This window comes from Wukongibacter baidiensis, assembly GCF_050888315.1.
Lineage (GTDB): Bacteria > Bacillota > Clostridia > Peptostreptococcales > Caminicellaceae > Wukongibacter > Wukongibacter baidiensis.
This window is the reverse complement of record NZ_CP138202.1, coordinates 5,459,504-5,483,191: the sequence shown is the minus strand read 5'-3', so window position 1 is coordinate 5,483,191 and position 23,688 is coordinate 5,459,504. Positions and strand designations below refer to the sequence as shown.

General features: G+C 35.2%; 19 protein-coding genes and 2 pseudogenes. 10 read left to right on the top strand and 11 right to left on the bottom strand.

The window, feature by feature from the left end; translation table 11 throughout:
- Positions 1-123 precede the first annotated feature (123 nt).
- Entirely contained in the window at positions 124-2,049 is a 1,926-nt protein-coding gene (locus R9X47_RS24750; protein WP_432663778.1) for a peptidase U32 family protein, read from the top strand.
- A gap of 40 nt (positions 2,050-2,089) precedes the next feature.
- Complete coding sequence (locus R9X47_RS24745) at positions 2,090-3,367, top strand: aspartate aminotransferase family protein (RefSeq protein ID WP_432663777.1); 1,278 nt, start codon at positions 2,090-2,092, stop codon at positions 3,365-3,367.
- Between the two features lie 122 nt (positions 3,368-3,489).
- On the opposite strand, the gene R9X47_RS24740 is transcribed toward R9X47_RS24745, so the two are convergent.
- The gene (locus tag R9X47_RS24740) at positions 3,490-4,551 is read right to left on the bottom strand and encodes an FAD:protein FMN transferase (protein ID WP_432663776.1); all 1,062 of its coding nucleotides are present in this window, start codon (positions 4,549-4,551) and stop codon (positions 3,490-3,492) included.
- A 146-nt stretch (positions 4,552-4,697) separates the two neighbouring features.
- On the bottom strand, positions 4,698-5,606 hold the full coding sequence (locus R9X47_RS24735; RefSeq protein ID WP_432663775.1) for a hypothetical protein: 909 nt from the start codon (positions 5,604-5,606) through the stop codon (positions 4,698-4,700).
- Positions 5,607-5,942: 336 nt separating this feature from the next.
- On the opposite strand from R9X47_RS24735, the pseudogene R9X47_RS24730 reads away from it, so the two are divergent.
- A pseudogene (locus tag R9X47_RS24730) lies at positions 5,943-6,131 on the top strand (spermidine/putrescine ABC transporter ATP-binding protein); the annotation flags it as partial.
- A 330-nt stretch (positions 6,132-6,461) separates the two neighbouring features.
- On the opposite strand, the gene R9X47_RS24725 reads toward R9X47_RS24730, so the two are convergent.
- Both R9X47_RS24725 and R9X47_RS24720 read right to left on the bottom strand, forming a co-directional pair.
- Positions 6,462-6,587 carry a hypothetical protein gene (locus tag R9X47_RS24725; RefSeq protein ID WP_432663774.1) on the bottom strand — a complete coding sequence of 42 codons (126 nt, stop codon included), beginning with the start codon at positions 6,585-6,587 and terminating at the stop codon, positions 6,462-6,464.
- Positions 6,588-6,603: 16 nt separating this feature from the next.
- Entirely contained in the window at positions 6,604-7,698 is a 1,095-nt protein-coding gene (locus R9X47_RS24720) for a GerAB/ArcD/ProY family transporter (protein WP_432663773.1), read from the bottom strand.
- 149 nt (positions 7,699-7,847) lie between these two features.
- On the opposite strand from R9X47_RS24720, the gene R9X47_RS24715 reads away from it, so the two are divergent.
- Complete coding sequence (locus tag R9X47_RS24715; protein WP_432663772.1) at positions 7,848-8,378, top strand: phosphatase PAP2 family protein; 531 nt, start codon at positions 7,848-7,850, stop codon at positions 8,376-8,378.
- Between the two features lie 40 nt (positions 8,379-8,418).
- Here the strand turns inward: R9X47_RS24715 and R9X47_RS24710 are convergent, their stop codons facing one another.
- A complete protein-coding gene (locus R9X47_RS24710; protein WP_432663771.1) occupies positions 8,419-9,513 on the bottom strand; it encodes a GerAB/ArcD/ProY family transporter in 1,095 nt (364 codons plus the stop codon).
- Positions 9,514-9,709: 196 nt separating this feature from the next.
- On the opposite strand from R9X47_RS24710, the gene R9X47_RS24705 reads away from it, so the two are divergent.
- From R9X47_RS24705 to R9X47_RS24680, 6 genes and pseudogenes are all read left to right on the top strand, one after another.
- A complete protein-coding gene (locus R9X47_RS24705; RefSeq protein WP_432663770.1) occupies positions 9,710-10,627 on the top strand; it encodes an exonuclease domain-containing protein in 918 nt (305 codons plus the stop codon).
- Positions 10,628-10,932: 305 nt separating this feature from the next.
- Positions 10,933-11,826, top strand: a complete 894-nt coding sequence (locus R9X47_RS24700; protein WP_432663769.1) for a restriction endonuclease — start codon at positions 10,933-10,935, stop codon at positions 11,824-11,826.
- Positions 11,827-12,273: 447 nt separating this feature from the next.
- A complete protein-coding gene (locus tag R9X47_RS24695) occupies positions 12,274-13,695 on the top strand; it encodes a recombinase family protein (protein WP_432663768.1) in 1,422 nt (473 codons plus the stop codon).
- A 392-nt stretch (positions 13,696-14,087) separates the two neighbouring features.
- Entirely contained in the window at positions 14,088-14,633 is a 546-nt protein-coding gene (locus R9X47_RS24690) for a phosphatase PAP2 family protein (RefSeq protein ID WP_432663767.1), read from the top strand.
- A gap of 30 nt (positions 14,634-14,663) precedes the next feature.
- A pseudogene (locus R9X47_RS24685) lies at positions 14,664-15,050 on the top strand (ABC transporter permease); the annotation flags it as partial.
- Positions 15,051-15,182: 132 nt separating this feature from the next.
- The gene (locus R9X47_RS24680) at positions 15,183-15,869 is read left to right on the top strand and encodes a Crp/Fnr family transcriptional regulator (RefSeq protein ID WP_432663766.1); all 687 of its coding nucleotides are present in this window, start codon (positions 15,183-15,185) and stop codon (positions 15,867-15,869) included.
- Between the two features lie 187 nt (positions 15,870-16,056).
- On the opposite strand, the gene R9X47_RS24675 is transcribed toward R9X47_RS24680, so the two are convergent.
- The 6 genes from R9X47_RS24675 to R9X47_RS24650 form a co-directional block, all read right to left on the bottom strand.
- Positions 16,057-17,283 (bottom strand): dicarboxylate/amino acid:cation symporter, encoded by a 1,227-nt coding sequence (locus tag R9X47_RS24675; protein ID WP_432663765.1) that lies wholly within the window; start codon positions 17,281-17,283, stop codon positions 16,057-16,059.
- Positions 17,284-17,467: 184 nt separating this feature from the next.
- Positions 17,468-18,370 carry a response regulator gene (locus tag R9X47_RS24670; RefSeq protein WP_432663764.1) on the bottom strand — a complete coding sequence of 301 codons (903 nt, stop codon included), beginning with the start codon at positions 18,368-18,370 and terminating at the stop codon, positions 17,468-17,470.
- 8 nt (positions 18,371-18,378) lie between these two features.
- Positions 18,379-19,644 (bottom strand): ATP-binding protein, encoded by a 1,266-nt coding sequence (locus R9X47_RS24665; protein ID WP_432663763.1) that lies wholly within the window; start codon positions 19,642-19,644, stop codon positions 18,379-18,381.
- Positions 19,645-19,812: 168 nt separating this feature from the next.
- Positions 19,813-21,135, bottom strand: a complete 1,323-nt coding sequence (locus R9X47_RS24660) for an ABC transporter permease (protein WP_432663762.1) — start codon at positions 21,133-21,135, stop codon at positions 19,813-19,815.
- Positions 21,136-21,169: 34 nt separating this feature from the next.
- Positions 21,170-22,873, bottom strand: a complete 1,704-nt coding sequence (locus R9X47_RS24655) for an HlyD family efflux transporter periplasmic adaptor subunit (protein WP_432663761.1) — start codon at positions 22,871-22,873, stop codon at positions 21,170-21,172.
- Positions 22,873-23,532 (bottom strand): ABC transporter ATP-binding protein, encoded by a 660-nt coding sequence (locus R9X47_RS24650; RefSeq protein WP_432667692.1) that lies wholly within the window; start codon positions 23,530-23,532, stop codon positions 22,873-22,875. Before R9X47_RS24650 ends, R9X47_RS24655 begins: the two co-directional genes overlap by 1 nt.
- Positions 23,533-23,688 lie beyond the last annotated feature (156 nt).

Genomic DNA, 23,688 nt, shown 5'->3' with positions numbered 1-23,688 from the left:
CACCTCCATATGATATATACATCTAGTATTTGCGAAAGTAATTTATTAATGCATTTTAAGTATATGAAAAAATTAATTCCACAAAATATAAGAGAAATACATTATAAGGAAAAGGTGTTAAATATGAGTAGATTTTTTAGTAATAAAGAAGTTGAGTTATTAGCTCCCGCCGGTAACTTTGAAATTTTTAAAAATATCATTAACAGCGGTGCCGATGCAGTATACTTTGGAGGAAAAAAATTGAATATGCGTATGCATAGAAAGGATTACAACTTCACCAACGACGAAGTTATCGATGCGATCTCCCTGGCCCATTCCCTTGATAAAAAAGTCTATGTAACCGTTAATAATCTCTTCAGCCAGCAAGATTTAAAGGATGCAAGGGAGTTTTTAGTATTTTTGGAAAAAGCACAGCCCGATGCTTTGATCATTCAAGACTTAAGCATCCTAGAACTTATAAATGAACTAGGATTGAGTCTAAATCTACATTCCTCTGTGATGATGAACGTACATAATCTAGAAACAATTAAAGCCATAAGAGAGCTAGGCGTAACGCGAATCGTTGCTTCACGGGACATAGATTTAAAGACTATATATGCCCTTCACAAACAAAGTGATATGGAATTTGAATATTTTACCCATGGCGATATGTGTGTAGCCCATGGCGCCCAATGCCTCTATAGTGCTTCACTTTTTGGTAAAAGCAGTAATAGAGGTCTCTGCATGAAGCCCTGTCGTTGGAATTTTACCATAAAAAAGGATGGATTTATATATCCCACAGAATATCCCTTAGCCGTCAAAGATATGTACATGTATGAGCATCTACCTGAAATGATTGAAGCAGGAATAGTTTCCTTTAAGATTGAAGGAAGAATGAGAAGTTCAGACTATCTCGTTAATCTAATTAATTTCTATAGTGATGCCATCAACAGATACATAGATGATCCTATATGCTATGATCGAAAGAAGGATGCCCAAAGCATATACGAAGGTCGAAAAAGGGACTTGTCCACGGGCTATGCCTTTGGAAAGCCCGGTCTTAGCAACATAAATCGACGATATGAAGGTACAGGCAAATTCTATAGTACAGGAAAGGTATTTAGTAAGCCTATTGAAGAAATAGAAATAAGTTCAAAAAGAATACATGAAATAAAAAGAACTCTGCATAATGAAGTCTCCCCTACTCAAGAAACTATTTTAAGTGTAAAGGTTAATTCCTATGAACAAGCAAAGCTTGCATTAGAGGAGGAAGTTGATGCTATATATCTCTCGGGAGAAACCTTTGAGCCAAGCCTCCCCTTTAGTAAGAAAGAAATTTTGAACTTAACTAAAAACAAAAAAAGCAGCAAGATATATCTTTCCCTTCCTAGGATGATGTACGAAGAGGATTTTTCAACATACAGCCATTTGCTCAATCAAAATGATTTAGGCATAGATGGTCTATTAGTTACAAATCTAGGTGCTATCAATAGATTTAAGGGACTAGGACTAGAGCTTATAGGTGATTATTGCCTCAATGTTTATAATCATCAGTCGGCAAAATTCTATAAAAACCAGGGGTTATCCTCTGCTACTCTTTCGGTTGAAGCACCTTTATTAGATACAAAGGATACAATTACAAAATCACCTCTTCCTATAGAAGTAATAGTCCATGGTGCACCGGTGATGATGTATCTAGAGCATGATCTATATGCAAATACTACTAATCTATCTCCTATTGGCAGAGAAGACAACTGCTACGTTGATAACAGTACATTAGTTTTAGTTGATGATAAAGGCTATGAACATCCAGTATACCGCGATAACAAGGGGAGAAATCACTTAATACCATATAAGAATCTCTGCTACCTTCCTTTCTTAAAGGAGCTCATGGCTTTAGGTGTAAAGAGTTTTAGAATTGAAGGAAGTCATTATGGTATAGACGCCTTAAGAAACATTCTACAAACCTATAAAATAGCCTTAAATGATTTAGCAAAATGTAATGAATTGTATGAATCTCTAGTTCCTACCCATGCAGGTTTTACCCTAGGTGCTCTACAATTTGACTAGATTATTGGAATTCAATCCGGATTTAAGGAGGTTATCACCTATGAAAAATTATATCGGTCCAGAAAATATAATTGAAAGGAAAAAGGAGTTTCTTTTCCCTTGCTCTCACCACTTTTATAAAAATCCACCCCAAATAGTTAGGGGGGAAATGCAGTATCTATTCGATTCCCATGGTAAAAAATATCTTGATTTTTTCGCAGGGGTTTCAGTTATGAACTGCGGTCATTGCAATACTGAAATCATTGAGACTACAATAGAGCAGATGAAGACTCTACAGCATACAACTACTATATATTTAACTGAGCCCATAGTTAACCTTGCAGAAAAGCTGTCACAGGTACTACCTGGAGATATCAATCGCTCCTTCTTTTGCTGTACAGGCTCAGAAGCAAATGAAGGTGCCCTATTACTTGCTAGGCTTCATACTGGAAGAAATGAATTCATCTCCCTAGAGGGAAGTCTCCACGGAAGAACTCATCTTACCATGGGTACTACAGCTATTCCTATGTGGCGATCGGATCCATATCTTCCTGACTGTATTAGCTTTGTTCCTAACTGCTATAGCAATGATAAAACCTGTGAAGAAGCTGCTACTGAATCACTGGAAGCAATAGAGAAGGTTATAAGGTCTAAGGGTGCTGACAAAATAGCTGCCTTAATAGCTGAACCTATTCAAGGAAATGGAGGAATCATTACTCCTCCAAGATGGTACTTCAAAAAGTTAAAAGACCTATTAGAAAAAAATGGAATTCTTTTGATAATCGATGAAGTTCAGACTGGCTTTGCACGAACTGGAAAAATGTTCGCAATCGAAAATTATGATATCGCTCCTGATATAATAACGGTGGCAAAAGCCCTGGGCAACGGAATGCCTATTTCAGCATTCTGCACAACCGATGAGATCGCAGCATCATTTACTAAACCCTCAGCCTCTACATTAGGGGGAAACCCAGTATCATCAAGTACTGCCATTGCAGTTCTTGATTATATCGAGAAGAATAAGCTTTGTGAAAAATCTGAGAAGCTTGGAAATAAGCTTAAATCAGGACTAATAGAACTAAAAAATAAGCATTCAATAATACATGATGTTAGAGGAATAGGCCTTATGCTTGGTGCCGAACTACTAAAGAATAATGGTGAGCCTGCTTCCGAGGAAACTGACATAATTCTAGAAATGTTAAAGGACAAGGGAATCCTACTCGGCAAAAATGGATTAGGAAGAAATGTACTAGCCTTCCAACCTCCCCTTGTTATTACTGAGGATGATGTAGACTTCGTATTAAGGGAGCTCGATGAGACTATGAGTTCTTTATTCTAATAAATAGAACCCCTGTGAGATTGTTTCTTACAGGGGTTCATTGCATTTCAAATCACAATTTCTATATATAGTGTATTGTCCAAAAACTTGAGTTAGTCTAACTTCTCTATCAGATATCTACACTATTCAACTAGCTTAAAGTTAGAATCGGTTAACTCAAATTTCTCCTTAAGACCAGATGTTACATAGACCTCAGAATCCTTTGTTACAAACACTGCATCTGCAGTATCGATCTCTTCAATAAACTTCATACCCTCTTCAAGACCTAATGCAAAGACTGCAGTTGATAGAGAATCTGCATCTATTGAACTGTCAGCTATTATTGACACTCCAGTAAGATTATTCTCAACTGGATAACCCGTATCAGTATCTAATATGTGATGATATCTATTACCCTCTTCTTCAAAAAATCTTTCATATATTCCAGAAGTCACAACGGTTTGGTTTACAACCTTAGCTATACCAAGATACTCTCCCCTAGATGATTTGGGATTTTGAACCCCTACCTTCCATGGAGTTCCATCAATCTTATTTCCATAGGCAAACACATTCCCACCAAGGTTAATTATTGCGTGTTTAATATTATTTTCCTTAAGTATCTCAACAACAGCATCAGCACCATATCCCTTAGCTATTCCTCCAAGATCAAGTACCATTCCTTCATCCTTTAGTATAACCTCTGAATCCGCCTCATTTAAAACTACCTTATTATAATCTACTAAGGCCTTTTTATCTTCTATCTCCTCTTTTGAAGGAACTTTAGCTTCTTCTGTACCAATATTCCAAAGCTTAACCAATGGTCCAATGGAAATATCAAATCTTCCCTTTGAGATCTCTGAAAAGTATTTACCTCTTTTTATTACATAAAGAGTATCCTCAGATACCTTAATAAAATCCTTACCAGCATTTGAATTAATACTTATGACCTCACTGCTTTCGGCATTAATAGTCATCTTATCTTCTACTTCTCTGAGCCTGCTAAATACCTTGTTAAATACATCTTCCTTTACACTTGTATCTACATCGTCATAGATTTTAATCGTTGCCACAGTCCCTAAAACAAATTCCGTTTTTGATACTGGCTCGTTTTTAGGTTCTTCAATCTTGCTTGAGCACGCCGATACAATTAGTAGGACAGACATTACCATAAATAACAATGCGATTGTTTTTCTTTTATTTGCCATGAATTTTCCTCCGTCTAAACACATTCATTTTTTCTCAGTACATTATAACACATAAACACATAAATTTAAGGCTTTAGAGACAATTCTCTAAAGCCTTATAAAATATATCATACTCTATGATTTGTATTTAGCTATATTTTATGCTCTTACTTAGCCTCTGCTAAAGCTTCCTCAGCAAGCTTAAATAACGGACTAACAGCAATTGAAACACCTGAAATTGCATCTGTATGACCTTTGTCATCTTTATATTCTATAGTAGTTGGATCTTGATTCTCAAGTAGGTATGCTTCTACTACAGCAGCTTGTTCATGCCAAGGTGCCTTTGCTCCAGCCTTTTCTACCATCGGATACTTTCCTTCTACAGATAAAGTTTTCTTATCTGAACCACCATCTTTGTGAATCCCATTCCAGTTAGCTGCTACTATATTTCCATTTATAACTGTTAAGTCAACAGTAGCCTTCCATCCTGTTTCAGCATTAAATTCTGATTCTTCAGCGTGATATGCTCCGTCCTTATACTGTCCTTTATCTACTGGTCCATCAGCTAAAGCCTTTTCAGCTAAGCCAAAAAATCCTTTAACCTTCATAGTTGCACCTGAAATTACATCTGTATGACCTTCATTGTCTTTGTATTCTATAGCATTTGTATCTTGAGTATCAATTAAATATGCTTCTACCTTTTCAGCTTGCTCATGCCAAGGTGCCTTTGCTCCACCCTTTTCTACCATCGGATACTTTCCTTCTTCTGACGCAGTTACCTTATCTACACCGCCATTTTTATGGGCACCATTCCATTGTACAGTAGCAATCTTTCCATCCTTTACCTCAATCGTTACAACGTCCTTCCAACCTGAATTCTCACTGAATCCATCTTCTTTTGCAAAATAAACACCATCTTCATACTTAGCCTCTTCCTTTGGCTCTTCAGTCTGAGCTGCTTCTTTGTTTTCTTGTTGATCTTCAGCAGGTTGGTCAGCAGGTTTACTTCCAGCACAACCAGCTAATAAGGCTAATACTAAAACAAGCACCACACCTAAATTTAATATTTTTTTCATTTATTACGTCCTCCTTTAAGTGAAATAAAGATAAACAACTATAAAACACCGTAAATTTCTATGAAAAATATGTAAAATCCATTATCGGTTTTCATAGAAACTTAATATTGCTTATCTATTATAAATCGATTATAGTTTTATGTCAAATTATTGTCAATGAATATGGGGCTTTTGGTCATTTTGTTCATAAAGTTTATATTTAAAAATAGGTTTACTTATATTTATTTATAAGAACTTCATTGAATTCTCCTAACTTTGCTATTATTCTACACATTTCTCACAAGAGTGAATTTTGTTAATTTTTTAACTCCAAATCCTATTTTCTGTCTTTATATAGATATAGCAGAAGCTATATCTATGGCTGATAGAGTAATAGTGCTTTCTAACAGACCAGCAAAGGTCAAATCTGAACACAAAATAGAATTAACACTTGATGTAAAGAGAAGCCCTTTGACTTCACGAGAAGCCCCAGAGTTTAGAGAGTATTTTAATATGATTTGGAAGGAGCTCGATATACATGTCTAATAATAATTATTCAAAGGAACATATTGAGTTTCTGCGAAGTATTAAAAGAAAGAAACGAGTAATTCTTATTACTCAAATATCTATACTTGTCATATTTTTTATAGCTTGGGAATTGCTAGCTAAATTTAAACTTATAGACACCTTTTTAACAAGTTATCCATCTCAGATGTGGAAGTTATTTTTAAAGCTGTCAGCTGATGGATCCTTATTTGAGCATATAGGTATAAGTGTCTTTGAAACCGTGGTTGGCTTTGTCTTGGGAACAGTTTTGGGAACATTAGTAGCTATTCTCTTGTGGTGGTCGGATTTCATATCAAAGGTATTAGACCCCTACATGGTTATTTTAAATGCCTTACCAAAAACTGCACTTGCTCCAATAATTATAGTATGGGCTGGAGCAGGAATCTCCGGTATAATTGTTACAGCATTGATGGTAGCCAATGTCATAAGTAACAAAATATATAGACACGCTTCATGCAGCAGGTGTACGTCTAAGTTTCTTCTTTATTACTACTGGTATCAGAATTATCAATGTCAGAGCTATCTCAAAGGAGAAGGTATAAATAGGATATATTTCAAAAACCCAACTACTAAATGCTACTCTACCACTAAACTCAAGGTGTGAAAGATTAATCATTAATAAAGCCATAGGTGTTACTATGAAACGATAGTCGGAAAAGTTAAATATTCTGGCTACTCCTTTACATGTCCCCAACAGAAGTACACTTATTTTAAGAAATGCTCCCAATATAAATATTAGTGCCGCTAACACTTCCATCCTTTGTAGTGTTTCTCCAACACTTATTTGTTTAACAGCATGAAAAGTAGGAAAATATAGACCAGTAGCTATATCTATCCCTAAAACTAAAACAGTAGTTAGTGAAGTCATTATTACAATAATTCCCGAGATCAATAAACCTAAGGTATATATTTTATATGATGATTTCTTCGTCTTAAAGTTATATAGAAACATGGGAAACATCATTATCTCAGCAAATGGAAATGTAAAAGCTGCAAAGGTTCCATCCCAAACTGGCTTTATCCCCTTATACAATATGGGTTGTACATTACTATGGTCCATTTCAGGAATCAATAATATAACTATAGAAACTATAGAAATAATAAAGATAATAGCACAAGACTTTGACCATCTACCTATTACCTCAATTCCTTCTTTTATTGCCCATGCGCATACAAAAATAAATGGTATTATCAACATTATATATGGAGTATCTGTTACAGCCGTTTCACCTAAAAATGTTTGCATATTGATTGCAACCAGTGTCGCCTCATGAAATGCAAACCAAGCAAATAGAAGAATTACAATTGCACCAAAAAATTTCCCATAACATTTTATAGAGATATGGAAGATATCCTTATCCGGAAAGACAGACTGTATATAGCCTATCAAAAGACCCATTATGATTGCCAAAGACACAGCCAAAATGTTAGCTATCCATATATCCATTTCAGCTAATAGTCCAAAAACTACTATGGTGGAAGTGCCACACATATATAAAATTACGATAGATATCCCCTGTTTATCAGAAATAACTTCTTTCTTCACTATCGAATCCTCCGAGTCATTATTTAACTTACTTATAAACACTTTTTTAATTAATCTTTATGTACACTTCATCTATGTATATTGTCATATTCCTTATATTTTTAGAATACTCTTTATTAATCAAGATTATAAATAAAGGATGGTTTTTTATGTTTGAATATATTGACGCTATAGATAAATGTGTTATTGATTTTTTTAGTACCGTACAAAATGAAGCTCTAATCAAAATAATGTCCTTCTTCTCCTTTGCTGGATCAGATGGACTTATTTGGATGGTTTTAATCTGCCTCCTTCTTATATCAAAAAAATATAGAAAAATTGGCTGCATAGCTGCCTGCGCCTTTCTTCTTAGTAGAATTACTGTAGACATACTTAAGCCCTTAATTGGAAGACCAAGACCATTTCAAGAACTATCCTACTTAAAGATCAATCTTCCAAGACCAACAGACTATTCCTTCCCTTCAGGACATGCAACTTCTTCATTTGCAACGGTCTGTGTATTATTAAACAAAATTGATAGCAGCTTTTATAAAACTCTACTTATCTTGTTAGCCTTTTTTACTTCCTTCTCCAGGCTATATTTATTATTTCATTATCCCTCTGATATTTTGGCAGGAATTATTTTCGGGATTATTTGTTGTCAATTTGCTTTACATTATTGTGATAACAACTCCCTATAGCAATACCGCCTTTTAATACCCTATAGCGCTAATTAATAGTTCACTCATTTTTCCCTTTGCTTAGTCTTTTCCCCTTTATTTCAGCGATAATCCATATAATAATTGGTAGTATAACCAAAAACGGCGTAACGTAAAAATACCAAACATCAGCAAATCTAAAGTAATGAATCATATTATCAAACTCTAAATGTGCTAGATTTAACATTAATGCCCCAATGGGAATTACTATGAACCGGTAATCAGCAGTTCCAAATATCTTTGAAACTCCGGCAGTTGTTGCTAAAAGATATATGCTTGCCTTAACGAATCCGCCTAGTATAAATATAGTAGCAATTATTATTTCTATCCTTTGAACAAACCCACCGATATTCATCCTTTTAATTGCCTCATAGGAAGCATAATATGCATTTGAAGCCTCATCTATCCCTAGAACCAAAAGTCCGTTCACAGATATGGCGAATAGCAGTGCACCGCCTATCAACAACCCTGGAATATAAACTCTATATGAAAAACTCTTTTTCTTATAGTTATAAAATATCATTGTAAACGTAAAGGTTTGAGCGAAAGGAAATATAAACACTTCATAGGCTCCTGTTATAATTGGTTTTATCCCCTCATCAAATACAGGTAAAACATTGATTATATTCATATCTGGGGTTAATAGTAATATTGAAAAAAATACAAATGTAATTAATATTATGAGAAAGAACTCCCCCCATCTAGCTAATACCTCGATCCCTAGCTTTGCTACCCAAATAGATAAAATAACAATATACAGCATCACCATTACTAAAGAAGATTCGGTCAAGGATGAAGAAACTATAAAATGCCCAATATTTCTTAAAAGTTCGGCACCCTCCTCAAAAATGAATAGGGTGAATATTATCATAACTCCTTTTCCTATAAATTTTCCAAAACAAATTTCAATGATATCAAATAAGTTGTTACCTGGAAAAATACTAAGTATCCTTGCATAAATTAGAACTAGGGGTATAGCCATCAATATAGCTAAAATAATGGCTATCCAAAAGTCCTTTCCAGCCTCTAGTCCAGATACCTCAATAACCGATGACCCCAATATGAACATAACTATAAGAGATATTCCCTGCTTCTCTGAGATGACTTCCTTTTTCACCCAAATTCCTCCAGCATAGTATTATAAGAATTTGATCTATTTGTTATAGTATTACATTCTAGCTTTACTATTATAAAAGTAATTTGCACAAAGTCTGGATATCACCATATATCGTTTAATCTACTGCATAAGGTTCTAGAATATGATAAAATCAAATTAGAATCATTTCTACAGAGCAAAGCTAGGAGGAAGATAAATGAATTTTGTAGCAATTGACTTTGAAACTGCCAACTCAAAGAGGTCTAGTGCCTGCGCAATGGGGTTAGTAGTCGTAAAGAATGGACAAATAGTAGATATAAAATCATGGCTAATACGCCCTAAGGTACTTAGATTTGATAAGATAAACGTTTATATACATGGAATAACTGCAAATGATGTTAAGAACCAACCGGAATTCAATGAAATCTGGAAAGATATTAAACCCTATTTAGAGAATCAAACTGTTGTAGCTCACAATGCAAGCTTTGATATGAGTGTCCTAAGACATGTTTTAGATGAGTACGACATTCCATACCCTACTTTTAACTATTTATGTACAGTATCTGCGGCAAAGTCTACTTGGCAAGGACAATCCAATAATAAGCTAGATACCTTAGCCAATATGTTAGGCATAAATTTTAAACACCATGATGCATGCGATGACGCAATTGCTTGTGCTAAGGTTTTATTAGAGGCTTTAAAGATAACTTCATCAAATAGTATTGAAGATTTCTGTAATAACTCTAGAATTAAATTGGGTCGAATCTACGGAACTGGTTATGAACCTTGTAAACAATATAGAAGCAAAGCAAGCTTTGACAAGGTCATGCTCAATAGTTCAAAACCCTTGAAAACTACTGATAATACAGATACCTTCCATAATAAGAAGGTCATCTTTACAGGACCTTTACGTTCCATGTCCCGTGCACAAGCTAATCAAAAAGTCGCCAGTCTTGGAGGGATTAATGGCTACGGTATTACAAAGGATACAAATTATCTAGTGGTAGGCATCAGAGATTACAAGAATCTAAGCAGCAATCAGTTAACTACTAAATTGAGAAAGGCTTATTCCTATATAGAACGAGGAATCAAGATTGAAATTATATCAGAGGATGATTTTTTGAAAATGTTATAAGTATATTAAAATATTAATATATATAGGACAAATGAATATTATTATAATATAGCATCTTTTTTAAGATGCTTTTTTTAATTGCCAAAAAATATTAGAACAACTTTTCCCCTTTGGCTTTATATTAATATGCAATCTTTTTACAAAATTCTCAGCAATTTGGTAATATTCGCCTGATTTGGCTATGTTTCGACACGCGATATGGTCTATACTAATATTCCCAGAGTTAGAATATTTTAATTTATTTGGTTTAAACATGCAAGAAATTGGTAATATATTAAACAACATTTTGAGAGGAGAATATAATTATGAATGCGAAGAACTGGTTAGAGTATGAACAGGCTGTAAATGAGTTTATTAAGGCATTACACCCTGTGGGTAGTTCAAATTATACCGTAAAAAAATTTGATCTCCATAGTAGTTTAGAAGTGGATAAAAATACTTTAATCGAGACAAGGGTTGGATTATTTCCAATAAAAATACTTATTCGATGTCTACACTATAAAGATAAGTTAACCGTAAGTCATATCGACAAATTTCATCAAGCATTAAAGTCATCCTCTGCAACTTCTGGCATCATTTTTTCTTACTCAGGTTTCAAGAAAGCCGCAATAAAAAAATGTAATACCTTAGGCATTACATGGTGCAATTTATATGAAAATCAACCTCCTCTATTACCAAGTGTTATTAACTATACAAGCGTATATTTACTTAATCCCAGGATTAGCTTACAATTAGGCAGTATTGAGTCAGAGTCTCAGTTTAATATGGCATCTGACATTCTCTCGTACGAACTACTCAAGGATGAGCGAAAAGTCTACAATGATATAACTAAACTCTATAATAGGTGCGAACAGCTGTCACTAAGAAATAAGTATAAGAATGAGTTTCCTAAGAACACCTATGAACACCTTACATACTTCTCCGAATTTGGAGATACTTTAGAGCTTATTGTTGGATGTGAATGGTTGATAAGAAAGACCTTTCTTAAAGGCTATCTCGAAAATGGTTATTATACTTTTTCCAATGACATTTTATCTGATTCCAAATCTCTACAGGCTATCGATGAGAGTTCTACACAAGAAGTTAAAGATCTAGAAACCCTTTCAGATACTGAGCTTACAGAAGAACACGTTCAAATTATTATTTGTGATGGAAGCGCTGAAGACGATATTTCAAGACTAGCCGAAAAACTGCTTTAAATGACTAGGCATCAATTAATTATTCTAACTTTTGGTGTGTCTCAGAATGGCAAATTTCTGCGTTATTTGAAATGTTCACCGACTTGGCACGTACATCAGTACTAGCCAAACCGTTGAAATTTCAAAACCTAAAACCCTGATTATTCATGGAAAATTTAAAAGGGTGCAAGTAGTTTTGAATTCTAAGACTTTCATCAAGTTCGAAGGCATACCTACGCCGTACGTCGAGAACTTGATGGAGGTCTTAGAATCAAAAATGCGTAGCAGAGTTTTTAATTTTCTATGGGTAATCCGGGTTTAACTTCACTCATTCTGAAACACCCCGGGGCTGAACTTATAAGGTTTCCTTATAAGACAGCCCCTTTTTCTATATCATCATTTTTCAATTAGCAAGAAACTAGTATTTCTTCATATACTTATAATAATCAATACTTAAAGGGTGATGTAATGAAAAAAGCAGCTCTTTATATACGTGTTAGTACCCAGGAACAGGCTTCCGAAGGATACTCTATTGAAGCTCAAAGGGATAAACTTATGTCCTTTTGCAGACTCAAGGACTGGTCTATTCAGGATATCTATGTGGATGGTGGTTTCTCTGGAACCAATATGGATAGACCACAGCTTGAAAGGCTGCTAGGTTTCCTTGAAGATATTGATATAGTCTTAGTTTATAAACTTGATAGACTATCAAGAAGTCAAAAAGATATATTGCATCTAGTTGAAGAAAAATTCTTAGCTAATGGTATCGATTTTGTTTCTATCATGGAGAGCTTTGATACCTCTTCTGCCTTCGGTAAGGCAATGATAGGTATACTGGCAGTCTTTGCTCAGCTTGAAAGGGAAACTATTATAGAAAGAACTAAGCTTGGTAAGGAGCGCAGGGCTAAGGAAGGCTATTGGAATGGCGGCCCAGCTCCGATAGGCTACGACTTGATTGATGGGCAATTGATAGTAAATGAATTTGAAGCTCTGCAGATAAGAAAGGTCTTTGAGCTCTACAAAAACCATGGCCAAAATAAAACTGCCCAGATACTAAATAAAATGGGCTACAAGACAAAATATGGAGACTGGAAAGGGAAAAGCATTGGTAGAATTGTTTCAAATCCTATCTATATTGGTATGGTTCATTATAAAGATGAGATTTTTCAAGGTAAGCATGAGCCAATTATTACCGAGGACAAGTTTAGCATGATTCAAAAGGTAGTTAACTCTAGATCTAAGCCAAGAGTAACTCGATCAAAATATTTGTTAGGAGGCCTTTTATGGTGCGGATATTGTGGCGCAAGACTAAAGTCTTCCTTTTCAACTACAGGTAATAAGGGAAAAAGATTTTATTATTATCTCTGCTATTCTGTATCAAAAACACCCCTGCATATGGTAAAAGACCCGAATTGCCATGGCCATTATTGGAAAATGTCTGACCTTGAAGAAATTGTCCTTAGGGAAGTTCAAAGATATCAATTCGATAAAAATATGTTTATTGATGAATATCACAATTTTTACAGTAGTGACCGGAAGGGTATACTTAAAGAAATACATGTTTTAGAAAATAAAGTATTAGACTTACAAAAGCAAATAGATAAACTCATGACACTTTTTCAGTTAGACAAAATACCCTTCCAAACCATCTCCGAAAGGATTGAAGAATTATATGTAGAAAAGAAAGCCTTGGAAAAAAATATTGAAAAAAGCGTGGCTAATCAAAATACTGAGAAGATCGACATTCCATTACACATACTATTAAATATTTTTGAAAATTTTAATCTGATATGGGATGAAGCAACGACTGATGAGAAAAAACAGATATTAAATCTACTCATAAAAAAAATAATTGTTACGGACTCAGTAAAAATAGAATGGAATATTTAGAGTTGAATATACTCTAGTATGAAAGATTTATATAAGTTATTGCTGAAGATCACCCTACGAGTAGCTAAGAAACAGAAAGAACAAAAGCTAAAGGAGCAGCAGTAGCTGCTCCTTTTAGACTGTTGACAAACTCGAATTTCTTCGTTGTTGCTTCAATCAATAACCCTTACGTATGTCTGTATACGCTGCGGTCTCTTGCTTTCAGCACGCCTCGAACTTCAAATTTCTCAACAGTCTCTCATCTTGTTGACTTTGTCAACAATCTGATAGGAGCAGTAGTAACTGCTCCTATTTTGAATACTCCTTACCAAATTATTGTATTTTTGTCCTATTATGTTATATCCTCCTCCGCAAATGAATATACTTTTTTATATGAAAGGGAGGGATACAGAATGCTAGATTTTATACAACAAATTGACAGGAACATTATCGACTTTATCCATTACAACTTACAACATGAGACGGCAAATAAAGTAATGGCATTTTTGACCTCCATCGGAGAATATGGATTCATTTGGATTATTCTAATTATCATTATGTTTCTATCTGAAAAGCATAGAAAAATTGCTTGTATAGCTGCTATGTCCTTCCTACTGAGCAGGCTAATAGGTGCTCAGATTCTAAAGCCCTTGATATCACGGCCTAGACCATTCCACGAACTAGATTATTTAAGTATATATATTTCTCCCCCAACAACATATTCTTTTCCATCGGGTCACGCCTTATCTAGCTTCTCCACGGCTTGGGTCGTTATGGAATTGATAGAGGAACTACATTATAAAGCTTTGGTGATTATTTTAGCTGTCTTAATCGCTAGTTCAAGAATATATCTAATGGTTCATTATCCTTCCGACACCTTAGCTGGAATTGCAATAGGAATAATGACTTCCTATTTTGCCCTTTTTATATTTAGAGAGACGATTGTAGAAAGACGTTAAATTAAAAGGAAAGTAGTATGTTCTTCTTACTTGTTATTAACGACATTGGCCGTATCCTTAGTAGTTACCATTTTAGGAGTATATGGGGGCTTTAAAGAAGTCGAGCAAGATAAGATAAAGATGCTTCAAACCTTTGGTGCAACTAAATATCAAATACTGCAAAAAGTAATTATCCCAGCAAGTATACCTACTATAATTAGCGCCCTTAAAATAAACGTCGGTCTATCCTGGGTCGGTGTTATCGTTGGTGAGTTTCTAGTATCAAGGGCCGGCATAGGTCATCTCATAGTATATGGAAGTCAGATTTTCAAGCTAGACCTAGTTATGACCAGCGTACTTATTCTTGCAGTTCTTGCAGGTCTAATGTATCAAGGCGTTGCATATATTGAAAAGAAACTCCTAAGCTGGAGGCAGTGATTTCAGAGGTTGAAAGTTTGTTTATGCTTTATATTAGTTTAAGACCAAAATCACAGGATTTTTTCAAATCACGTATAAACCCCTTCAAACTTCTGATATAATAATATTATTTAGAACTTGGAGGGATTTTCATTGTATAGGGAGTTATTTGATTTGGAACTACAAGAGGAAATGACTTCTTTTTACCTAAATCATCTATCAAAGCTAGGTATATTAAAGACCTATAAGAAGGGCGAGGAAATCAATCCTCCCCACGCCGATGAAATATATATAGTTATAAAAGGAGCCTTAAAGGAAGTTTTATATAGTACCGAAGGTGATGAAATATGTTTTTTCAGACTTCCTGAGGGTACTATAGGTGGAGAGATGGATTATTTTGATGGCTACAGAACCTGCGTCCTTATGAAGGCTATTAAGAAAAGTGTAGTTTGCTCCGTTCATCGTGATGTTCTAGAAAAAGAATTAGCAAAACATCCAAGAATTTATAGATATTTCATCCATAGTATTACAAGAAAATACCGATTACTAATGTTGAAAATGGCCGATGATAAATTCAATGACTCAACGGGAAAGCTTGCAAGCACATTGTTACGTTTTGCCGCTATGCAAGAAGGTGAACTAAAGAACGATACTACTATAGAGTACAGATATACCTATACCCACGAAGAATTGGCAAAGTATTTAGGCTGTTCTAGAATCACAGTTACAAATGTATTAAACTTCTTTAAGGAAAACAACCTTATAGATGTTCAAAACAAGCATATTACAATTAAAAATGTTGATGGCTTGAAGCAATATGTAAAGTCACTTTGGTTTTAAGTAGTCCATATAAAGGGGCTGAGCTCATAAAGGTTTCTCATGAGCTCAGCCCTGGAGTGTTTCAGAATGAGTGAAGTTCAAGGTTTTGAAATTTCAACGGTTTGGCTAGTACTAACGTACGTGCCAAGTCGGTGAACATTTCAAATAACGCAGAAATTCGCCATTCTGAGACATCTCCTTTTAAATATTATGCACTTTTCGTTGAGTTAGCTACATCGTAATCTATTTCTTTTTCAGAAGCAGCTACAATAACTGCTGCTGATGTATCACCAATAACATTTACTGATGTTCTTGCCATATCTAATACTCTGTCTATACCTCCTATTAACGCCAAGCCCTCAAGAGGTAATCCAACGGATTGTAAAACAATAGAAAGCATAATGAATCCGCCGCCTGGTACCCCTGCTGTACCTATTGATCCCAATGTTGCTGTAAGAATGATTATACCTTGCTGTGCCATTGTAAGCTCTATTCCATATACTTGAGCGATGAATAGTGCACATACCCCTTGATATAATGCGGTACCATCCATGTTTATTGTTGCTCCTAAAGGAAGTACAAAACTTGCTATTCTGTCTGATACTCCTAGGTTTTCCTTAACTGATTTAATTGTCACCGGCAAGGTTCCAGAACTACTTGTAGTACTAAATGCCGTAACAGCTGCTGGCAATACTCCCTTAAAAAACTTCTTTGGACTAATCTTGCTAAATGTCTTTACTGCAGTAGAATATACTATAATGGCATGAAGTGCGCATCCTAGATATACTGCTCCTACAACCTTTATTAATGGTATCAAAACCGATGGCCCATTTTTCGCCACCACTGGAGTTATCAATGCAAACACACCTATAGGTGCCAGTTCCATTACAAGTGCCGTTATCTTATACATTACCTCTGCTAAGCTGTCGAAGAAGCTGATAAATGGTCTACCCTTTTCTTCCGGTAAGGATGTAGCTCCTATACCAAGGAAAATTGCAAAGGTTATTATCTGAAGCATATTTCCTTCAACTAATCCCTTTAGTGGATTTTTAGGAACAATATTTAGTAGTGTAGATATTAAAGATGGTGCTTCCTTTGCAGCAACCTCTGCGTTTACTGGAATACTTAATCCTGCACCAGGATGAATTAAATTACCTAATAAAAGTCCTATTGATACTGCAAATCCTGTAGTTATAAGATAGTATCCTATTGTCTTGCCGCCAATTCTACCTAGGGTTTTAATGTCCCCAATACTTGCTGCACCTACAATTAATGATGATAATACCAATGGTACGATAATCATTTTGATAAGATTGATAAATAATGTCCCAAGGGGCTTGATAAATGTAGTGGCTATCGCTGGATTACCTGCTAGTAAGAGTCCAACTATAATACCAGCTGCCAAGCCAATAAGTATTTTGGTCGTTAATTTCAATGCTTACTCCTCCTTTTATTTTTTTATACTATTTGTTACATTATATTAACATTTCCCCTACTTATTCAGACATAATAAAAGCAAATAATACTTTAAAAATTCTAAAAATTCTAAACCAAACAAAAAAAGGGTGTTCCAGAAATTCGCCATTCTGAGACACCCCATACAAAAACTATCTAAAAATCTATATATCATTTTTAATATTTACTATAATTCCTTCAATAAATTTCTTTACACTAATCTTTCCGCGAACGCTGGACTTGCCCCTTGCAAAATCCATTTGTTTCCTCACTTCCCTAAAATCAAATAAAGAACTTGAGTACTTAATAAACATTTCATTACCATAATCCTCTATACCTAGATTAGCAATATTTTTAAGAGCTTTAGTTATTGCCCTTCTAACTCTTTGCTCTATGGCTGCTACATTACTGGAAATAGCATACTCCTTATTATATCTATCATTTAAATCCTTAAACAAATTAGACAACCTATACTTTCTAAGGCTTTTTTCAGTATCTCCATCTTGCTCTAATAACCAAAGAATGATCTCGACGATATCATTAGTCCCAGCTTCTCCTAATATGCCTAATCTAGCTAAAACCTTTTCCACCTTATCCTTGTCTCCAGATTTTTCCTTACCCTTATTCGAAGTATACTCATTAAAGCTTTGAATACCCTTTATAGCGTTTTCAAAGGATTGAATAACCTGGGCCATTCTTATTTTCTCCTTAACCTTTTCAATAACTGCAATTACTTCAATAACATTTATAGGCTTGTTTATAAAAAATTCTATTCCCTCTTTGTAAGCCTTTGCAATCATTTCCTTAGAAGTCACCTGTGATATCATTATAAAGTTAACCTTACATCCTGCTTCTCTGATAGCCGAAACTATTTTTATACCATCAATCCTAGGTAATAATAAATCTATTAGGACAATATCTGGATTTAACCTCTTTATTTCATCTATAGCCTGCATTCCATCGTCGGAAATCCCTACAATATCGCCTAGATTATTCTTCACTATTATTCTTTTCAATATATTTTGAACTACCTTATCATCCTCAATAATATAAAAGTCTGCGCTCAAAGGATTTTCTACCTCCTTTCGATTTCCTCAGCGGGGATTTTTATTTCAAACACAGTGGTGCCTTCTTCTCCAGCCTTAAGATATATCCTACCCTTATAGTGATTTTCCACAATATGTTTTACGTGGGATAATCCTATTCCCGTTGACATTTTACCAGTTGTCTGATCAAATTTTGTGGTAAAACCAGGCTCGAATATTAGATCCTTACCATCCTCTTCTATTCCTGCTCCGTTATCTGACACTTTGAATATATAGTTTTTTCCCTTCTTAAACTGTTCGACTACTATTCTTCCATCTTCCTCAATAGCATCAATTGCATTGATTATAAGATTGTTGAGAATAGAAATTAATGGATAAAAATCGCTGGTTTTAAAGTTATGTCTCACCCTAAATTCTAGAGAGATATTCTTCTTATGTATTTCTATAAGCTTCTGTGTGTTATCGTTTATTATCTTAAAAATTTCCTTTATACTCATATATAGATTTTCATTTTCCTCGGAAAGAGTCTTCTCCATGCCCAGAACTACCCTTAGGTAATCCTTTTTTATCTCGTGAATATTTTTAGATATATTTAAAGCCTTATCCTGTAGTCTTGGTTCTTCTAGTTCTTCATATAATTCATAACTCTTCTCCATCATATCCTCAATATCAACCATTGATTTCTTAAGGAAAAAGAGCTCCGTTTTCAGCTTTGCAGTAAATAGTAACAATTCCCTAAATTTGTTTTCTTTCTGTTCTCTTTCAAAGCTACTTTTATAATAAAGGATTATCTGATAAATAAAGCATGTTATAAGGGATCTTAAAAGTCCAACAAGAATAATAACTAATATTACTCTATCAAAAATAACGTCTGTCCAAAAGCTTCTTAAGACAGCCTCTGCCATGTTTCCTACACTATCACAAACCCATAGGTATAAAATAAAAACTAGAGGCTTATCAAGCTTACTTCTTATATTCAAAATCTTAAATAGCAGTCCATATACCAAATAAAACATAGCCACGGGAGAATAGTGAAATAATGTTTTTAAAAATGTTATATCATTATTTCCAATGAAGTGTACGAAGCTCCTAAACAAGAACATCAATATGGCTATACTAGATGATACTGCCATTATAGAAACATCTTTAAAATATATGAGAAGTAAAGATAAAATTAATACCGCAAGGGAAAACCTAAACCATTGGGAAAATGGACTAATATATACTTGTCCCATAAAAACTGTCACAACGCAAATAGCTAATATATTCTCTAATCTTTTTCTTTCTAGATTCAAAGCCATACCTCCTTTCTTTTATTATCACTATTTCAATTATCTATAAAATATAATAATTAATCAACTTATTCAATAACAAATAATAATTAATTTAAAACTCATATAAAAAAGAGGCTGACTCATAAAGTTCTCTTATGAGTACAGCCTCCATTAAATTTGTGTTTACATTTATTGACTTCTCAGTGCTTCAACTGGAGGTACCGACGATGCTGAAATCGCAGGATACACACCAAAAAGAAGTCCCGATGATAATGCTACTACCGTTGCTATCTTTATGGCCTTAAAGCTGACTGCCGTTTGGAATCCTTGCCCTTCAAATATGTTAAGACCCCAAACTCCTGCAGTGATACCAGCTATAGAACCTATTATACTTACATATAGCGCTTCCAAAAGGAACTGTAAGAGCAGATCTGTCTGCTTTGCTCCTAGTGCCCTTCTAACTCCTATTTCGGTACGTCTCTCGGTTACTGAAACAAGCATTATGTTCATGATTCCTAGTCCCCCTACTAAAAGAGACACCGCCGCAATTCCTCCAAGAAGTAGAGTCATAACTCTATTTGCCTTATCGGCTTCTTGAACAAGTTTATTTAAGTTAGTAATTGTTATTAAATCATCTCCTGCAGATGGCAATACTGGACTAGAACCTCCGGAATCCGATGGCTCTGGACCACCCTCTTCTTCCATACCTTCTTCTCCGCCTTCACCTTCACCGCCAGAACTATATGTAGGCGCTTTGTCATCGATTCCTAGCCTTCTTTTTATAATTCTACCAAGCTGTACAATGGCCAAATCAGCCTCTTGCTTTGAGCCTGCCTTCCCCCATATAGCAGTAACAGTTCTCTTCTCCACCATTTTTAAAGCTGAGGTATATGGGATAACTACTTTATTATCAATATCCTCTGCCTTGCCGGCTCCCTTTTCCTCAAGAACTCCAATAATCCTATAGGTCTGACCGTTAAGAGTTAAGGACCTACCTACGGGGCTTCTTCCACCTAAAAGGCTTGTTGCAACATTATACCCTAAAACTACAACCGGTGATCTTTGCTGTACATGAAGGCCTGTAAAAAAGTGACCTGTTGCTAGTTTATGATCCCTTATAAAGGGAAAGTCATTATTTACACCTAAAATATTTATTTTTCCTCTGGTCCTTCTCCATCTTAAAGAAACCTTATCAGTTACAACTGGAGTAGCTGCCTCAAGTCCCTGAACCCTTTCAACCAATTCATCACTGTATTTAGGTTCAAATTCTACTGTGGGATCATGGGCTGTAATAGTGATTACATTAGCTCCTAAGCTCTCAAACTGCTCTACTACTGCTCTTCGGGCACCCTCTCCAATTCCCATCAAGCTTACTACAGAAGCAACGCCTATGGCCACCCCAAGTATAGTGAGGGCTGAACGTAGAGGGTTTGCCAAAATCCCATGTAAAGCCATTTTTATAGTAAACCACCATCTTACTAACAAGGAGCCTCGTTTCTTTGAAATTTGCATAAATTGTACCTCCCTTATTAGAATAAATGGCTATTTAATTCTCTTCACTATTTTTATTACTTTCTTCGTTTTTGTTCTTCATATTTGGTAAGATGCTATCCTTTGAACCTATATGCTGACTTGGAAGCAGATCTGCACTACTGCCTGTGACAACTAGGTCACCTTCCTTAACGCCTTCCTTAACTTCAGCTATTTTATCATTCATTAAGCCTAGCTTAACAGGAACTACCTTAGGGCTTCCACTTTCGTCAAGCAATTCGACCATATATCTGCCTTCCTCTTGAAAGATTCCTTCCAATGGCACAAGTAAAACATCCTTTGCGTTCCCAGCATCAATGAATCCTTTGGCCTGCATACCAGGCTTCAGCTGCGAACTCCCCTTAACGTCTATATAGACATCATACTTTGTTATTCCACTATTTTCTCTATCACCACTCATGTCAATCTGTGCTATTGTACCTTCAAAAACCTCACCAGGTACAGCATCAACAGTTACCCTAACAGGAGCATCAATTTTTACGTTTATTACATCTATGTCATCTATCTTTGCCCACATCTGCATAGATTCTACATTGAATATACTACCTATCCACTGACCAGACCTTACAGTATCCCCTACCTGTTTCTCAAAATAAGCTATTATACCGTCTACTGAAGTTGTAATCTCAAGTTGACCTAGCTTAGTTCTAAAATCGCTAAGCTCATCTCTTAGATCCCTTATTTCATCAAGCTTCTCTTCTATAGTATCCTGTATCTCCTTACTGGCCATGGTAACTATTTTGTCACCCTCTTCTAGCTCCTCCATATTATCAACATGAACCTCTGTAATTACAGCTTCAATCGTATTTAATACCTTTTTCTCCTTTACAAATCCTTTAATCTCAGCACGGTGGCCAAAGTAGGAAATCACATTGCTGTCATACTTACTCTTTACTCCTACCCTTACCTGCATCCCACTTTGTATCAATCCTGGATTTACACCCTCTATTTCAGCCATATGTACAAATCCCTTGGCAAAATCATCACTCTTATTATCTTCATCGGTTTTACCTGTATTTGGTACAGCATTAGAGTTTATCTTAGTAATCTTTGCCTCATAAAATCCATCGAACTCATCAAATGTAAGAACAACTTCTTGACCTACATTAACTTGACCAAATTCAATCGGTGATAACTTTATCTTAGCTTCATATACTGTATTATCTACAATTCGACCAATAACATGTCCAAGGTCTAATTCTTTACCCTCTGAAGCGTCTAGGTCTACAATATTTCCTTTAATAGGTGCACGTAGGGTAATTCCCTTTAACGGGTTGATCCCTTCAACCTCAGAAACATCTACCCCCGTCATATCTGCTAATTGCTCTAGTTTTTGATCCAAAAGATCCTCTTTTTCCTCGACCTTTTTCTCAATTTCTGTAGAATCGAGTCTTGCGATTACATCGCCCTTTTTAACAGCATCTCCTTCTTCAACTAAAACCTCATTTATTGCAAATTGTGTTGATCCTCCATCATATCTTCTCTCGCCAGGTACTCTAATACCACTACCCCTTGAAGAATCTAAAGACCCTTTAACCTCAACTCCAACAGAAATATCGCCTTTGACAACTTCCTTTGTAGAATATATTGGTCCCTGAGCTTCTTCTACCTCATTTGGCATGAGTTGATTATATGCATAAAAACCTCCACCAAGTACAATTATCAGTAACATAACTATCATAGCAACACGTTGAAACACTACGCAACACCCCCAGATTTAACTTCTTCTATTTTTTCTATTACTCCATCTAATATGTGATATATTTTATGTCCATGCAACGCAACATCATAGTCATGGGTTACCTGAACTATTGTCATACCTAATTCCTTATTCAACTTCTTAAAAATGTTCATTATATTGTTACTAGACTTAGAGTCCAGTGCTCCAGTAGGCTCATCGGCAAGTACCACAGCAGGCTCCATCGTGATAGCCCTTGCTATTGCAACTCTCTGCTTCTCCCCCCCGGACAATTGTGATGGTAGATGATGAATCCTATCACCCAATCCAACTATTTCAAGGGCTTCAGTGGCCTTACGTTTCCTTTCAGGCCCCCATACCCCTCTATATATTAATGGTAATTCGACATTTTCTCTTGCATTTAGATGCGATAATAAGTGAAAATGTTGAAACACAAATCCTAGAAACTCATTTCTAATATCGGCTAGTTTGCCATCGCCCAGCTTTTCAATCCTATTTCCATCTATCTCATAACTGCCAGATGTAGGAATATCTAGGCATCCTAATATATTGAGAAGGGTAGATTTTCCTGAACCCGATGGTCCCATTATAGAGACGAACTCACCCTTATTGATATGAAAATCGATACCCTTTAACACGTCAACTTTTATCTGTCCCATTTTGTAGCTATGATGTATTTCACTTAATTTTAATAGTGCCAAGTATTATTCCCCCCTTCATCCATATTAGTTCTATAACAGAATCTAAAAATCCTCTATAGACTATTCAGTTAACCATTGTAAATTATAACATATTCTACTAAGAAAATTCCTTAC

Bases quoted from the DNA above. Each gene is read 5' to 3' on its own strand.
- R9X47_RS24650 (WP_432667692.1), bottom strand. From the start codon at position 23,532: ATGGGACAGATAAAAGTTGACGTGTTAAAGGGTATCGATTTTCATATC.
- R9X47_RS24745 (WP_432663777.1), top strand. From the start codon at position 2,090: ATGAAAAATTATATCGGTCCAGAAAATATAATTGAAAGGAAAAAGGAG.
- R9X47_RS24740 (WP_432663776.1), bottom strand. From the start codon at position 4,551: ATGGCAAATAAAAGAAAAACAATCGCATTGTTATTTATGGTAATGTCT.
- R9X47_RS24750 (WP_432663778.1), top strand. From the start codon at position 124: ATGAGTAGATTTTTTAGTAATAAAGAAGTTGAGTTATTAGCTCCCGCC.
- R9X47_RS24700 (WP_432663769.1), top strand. From the start codon at position 10,933: ATGAATGCGAAGAACTGGTTAGAGTATGAACAGGCTGTAAATGAGTTT.
- R9X47_RS24695 (WP_432663768.1), top strand. From the start codon at position 12,274: ATGAAAAAAGCAGCTCTTTATATACGTGTTAGTACCCAGGAACAGGCT.
- R9X47_RS24735 (WP_432663775.1), bottom strand. From the start codon at position 5,606: ATGAAAAAAATATTAAATTTAGGTGTGGTGCTTGTTTTAGTATTAGCC.
- R9X47_RS24660 (WP_432663762.1), bottom strand. From the start codon at position 21,135: ATGCAAATTTCAAAGAAACGAGGCTCCTTGTTAGTAAGATGGTGGTTT.
- R9X47_RS24715 (WP_432663772.1), top strand. From the start codon at position 7,848: ATGTTTGAATATATTGACGCTATAGATAAATGTGTTATTGATTTTTTT.
- R9X47_RS24690 (WP_432663767.1), top strand. From the start codon at position 14,088: ATGCTAGATTTTATACAACAAATTGACAGGAACATTATCGACTTTATC.
- R9X47_RS24705 (WP_432663770.1), top strand. From the start codon at position 9,710: ATGAATTTTGTAGCAATTGACTTTGAAACTGCCAACTCAAAGAGGTCT.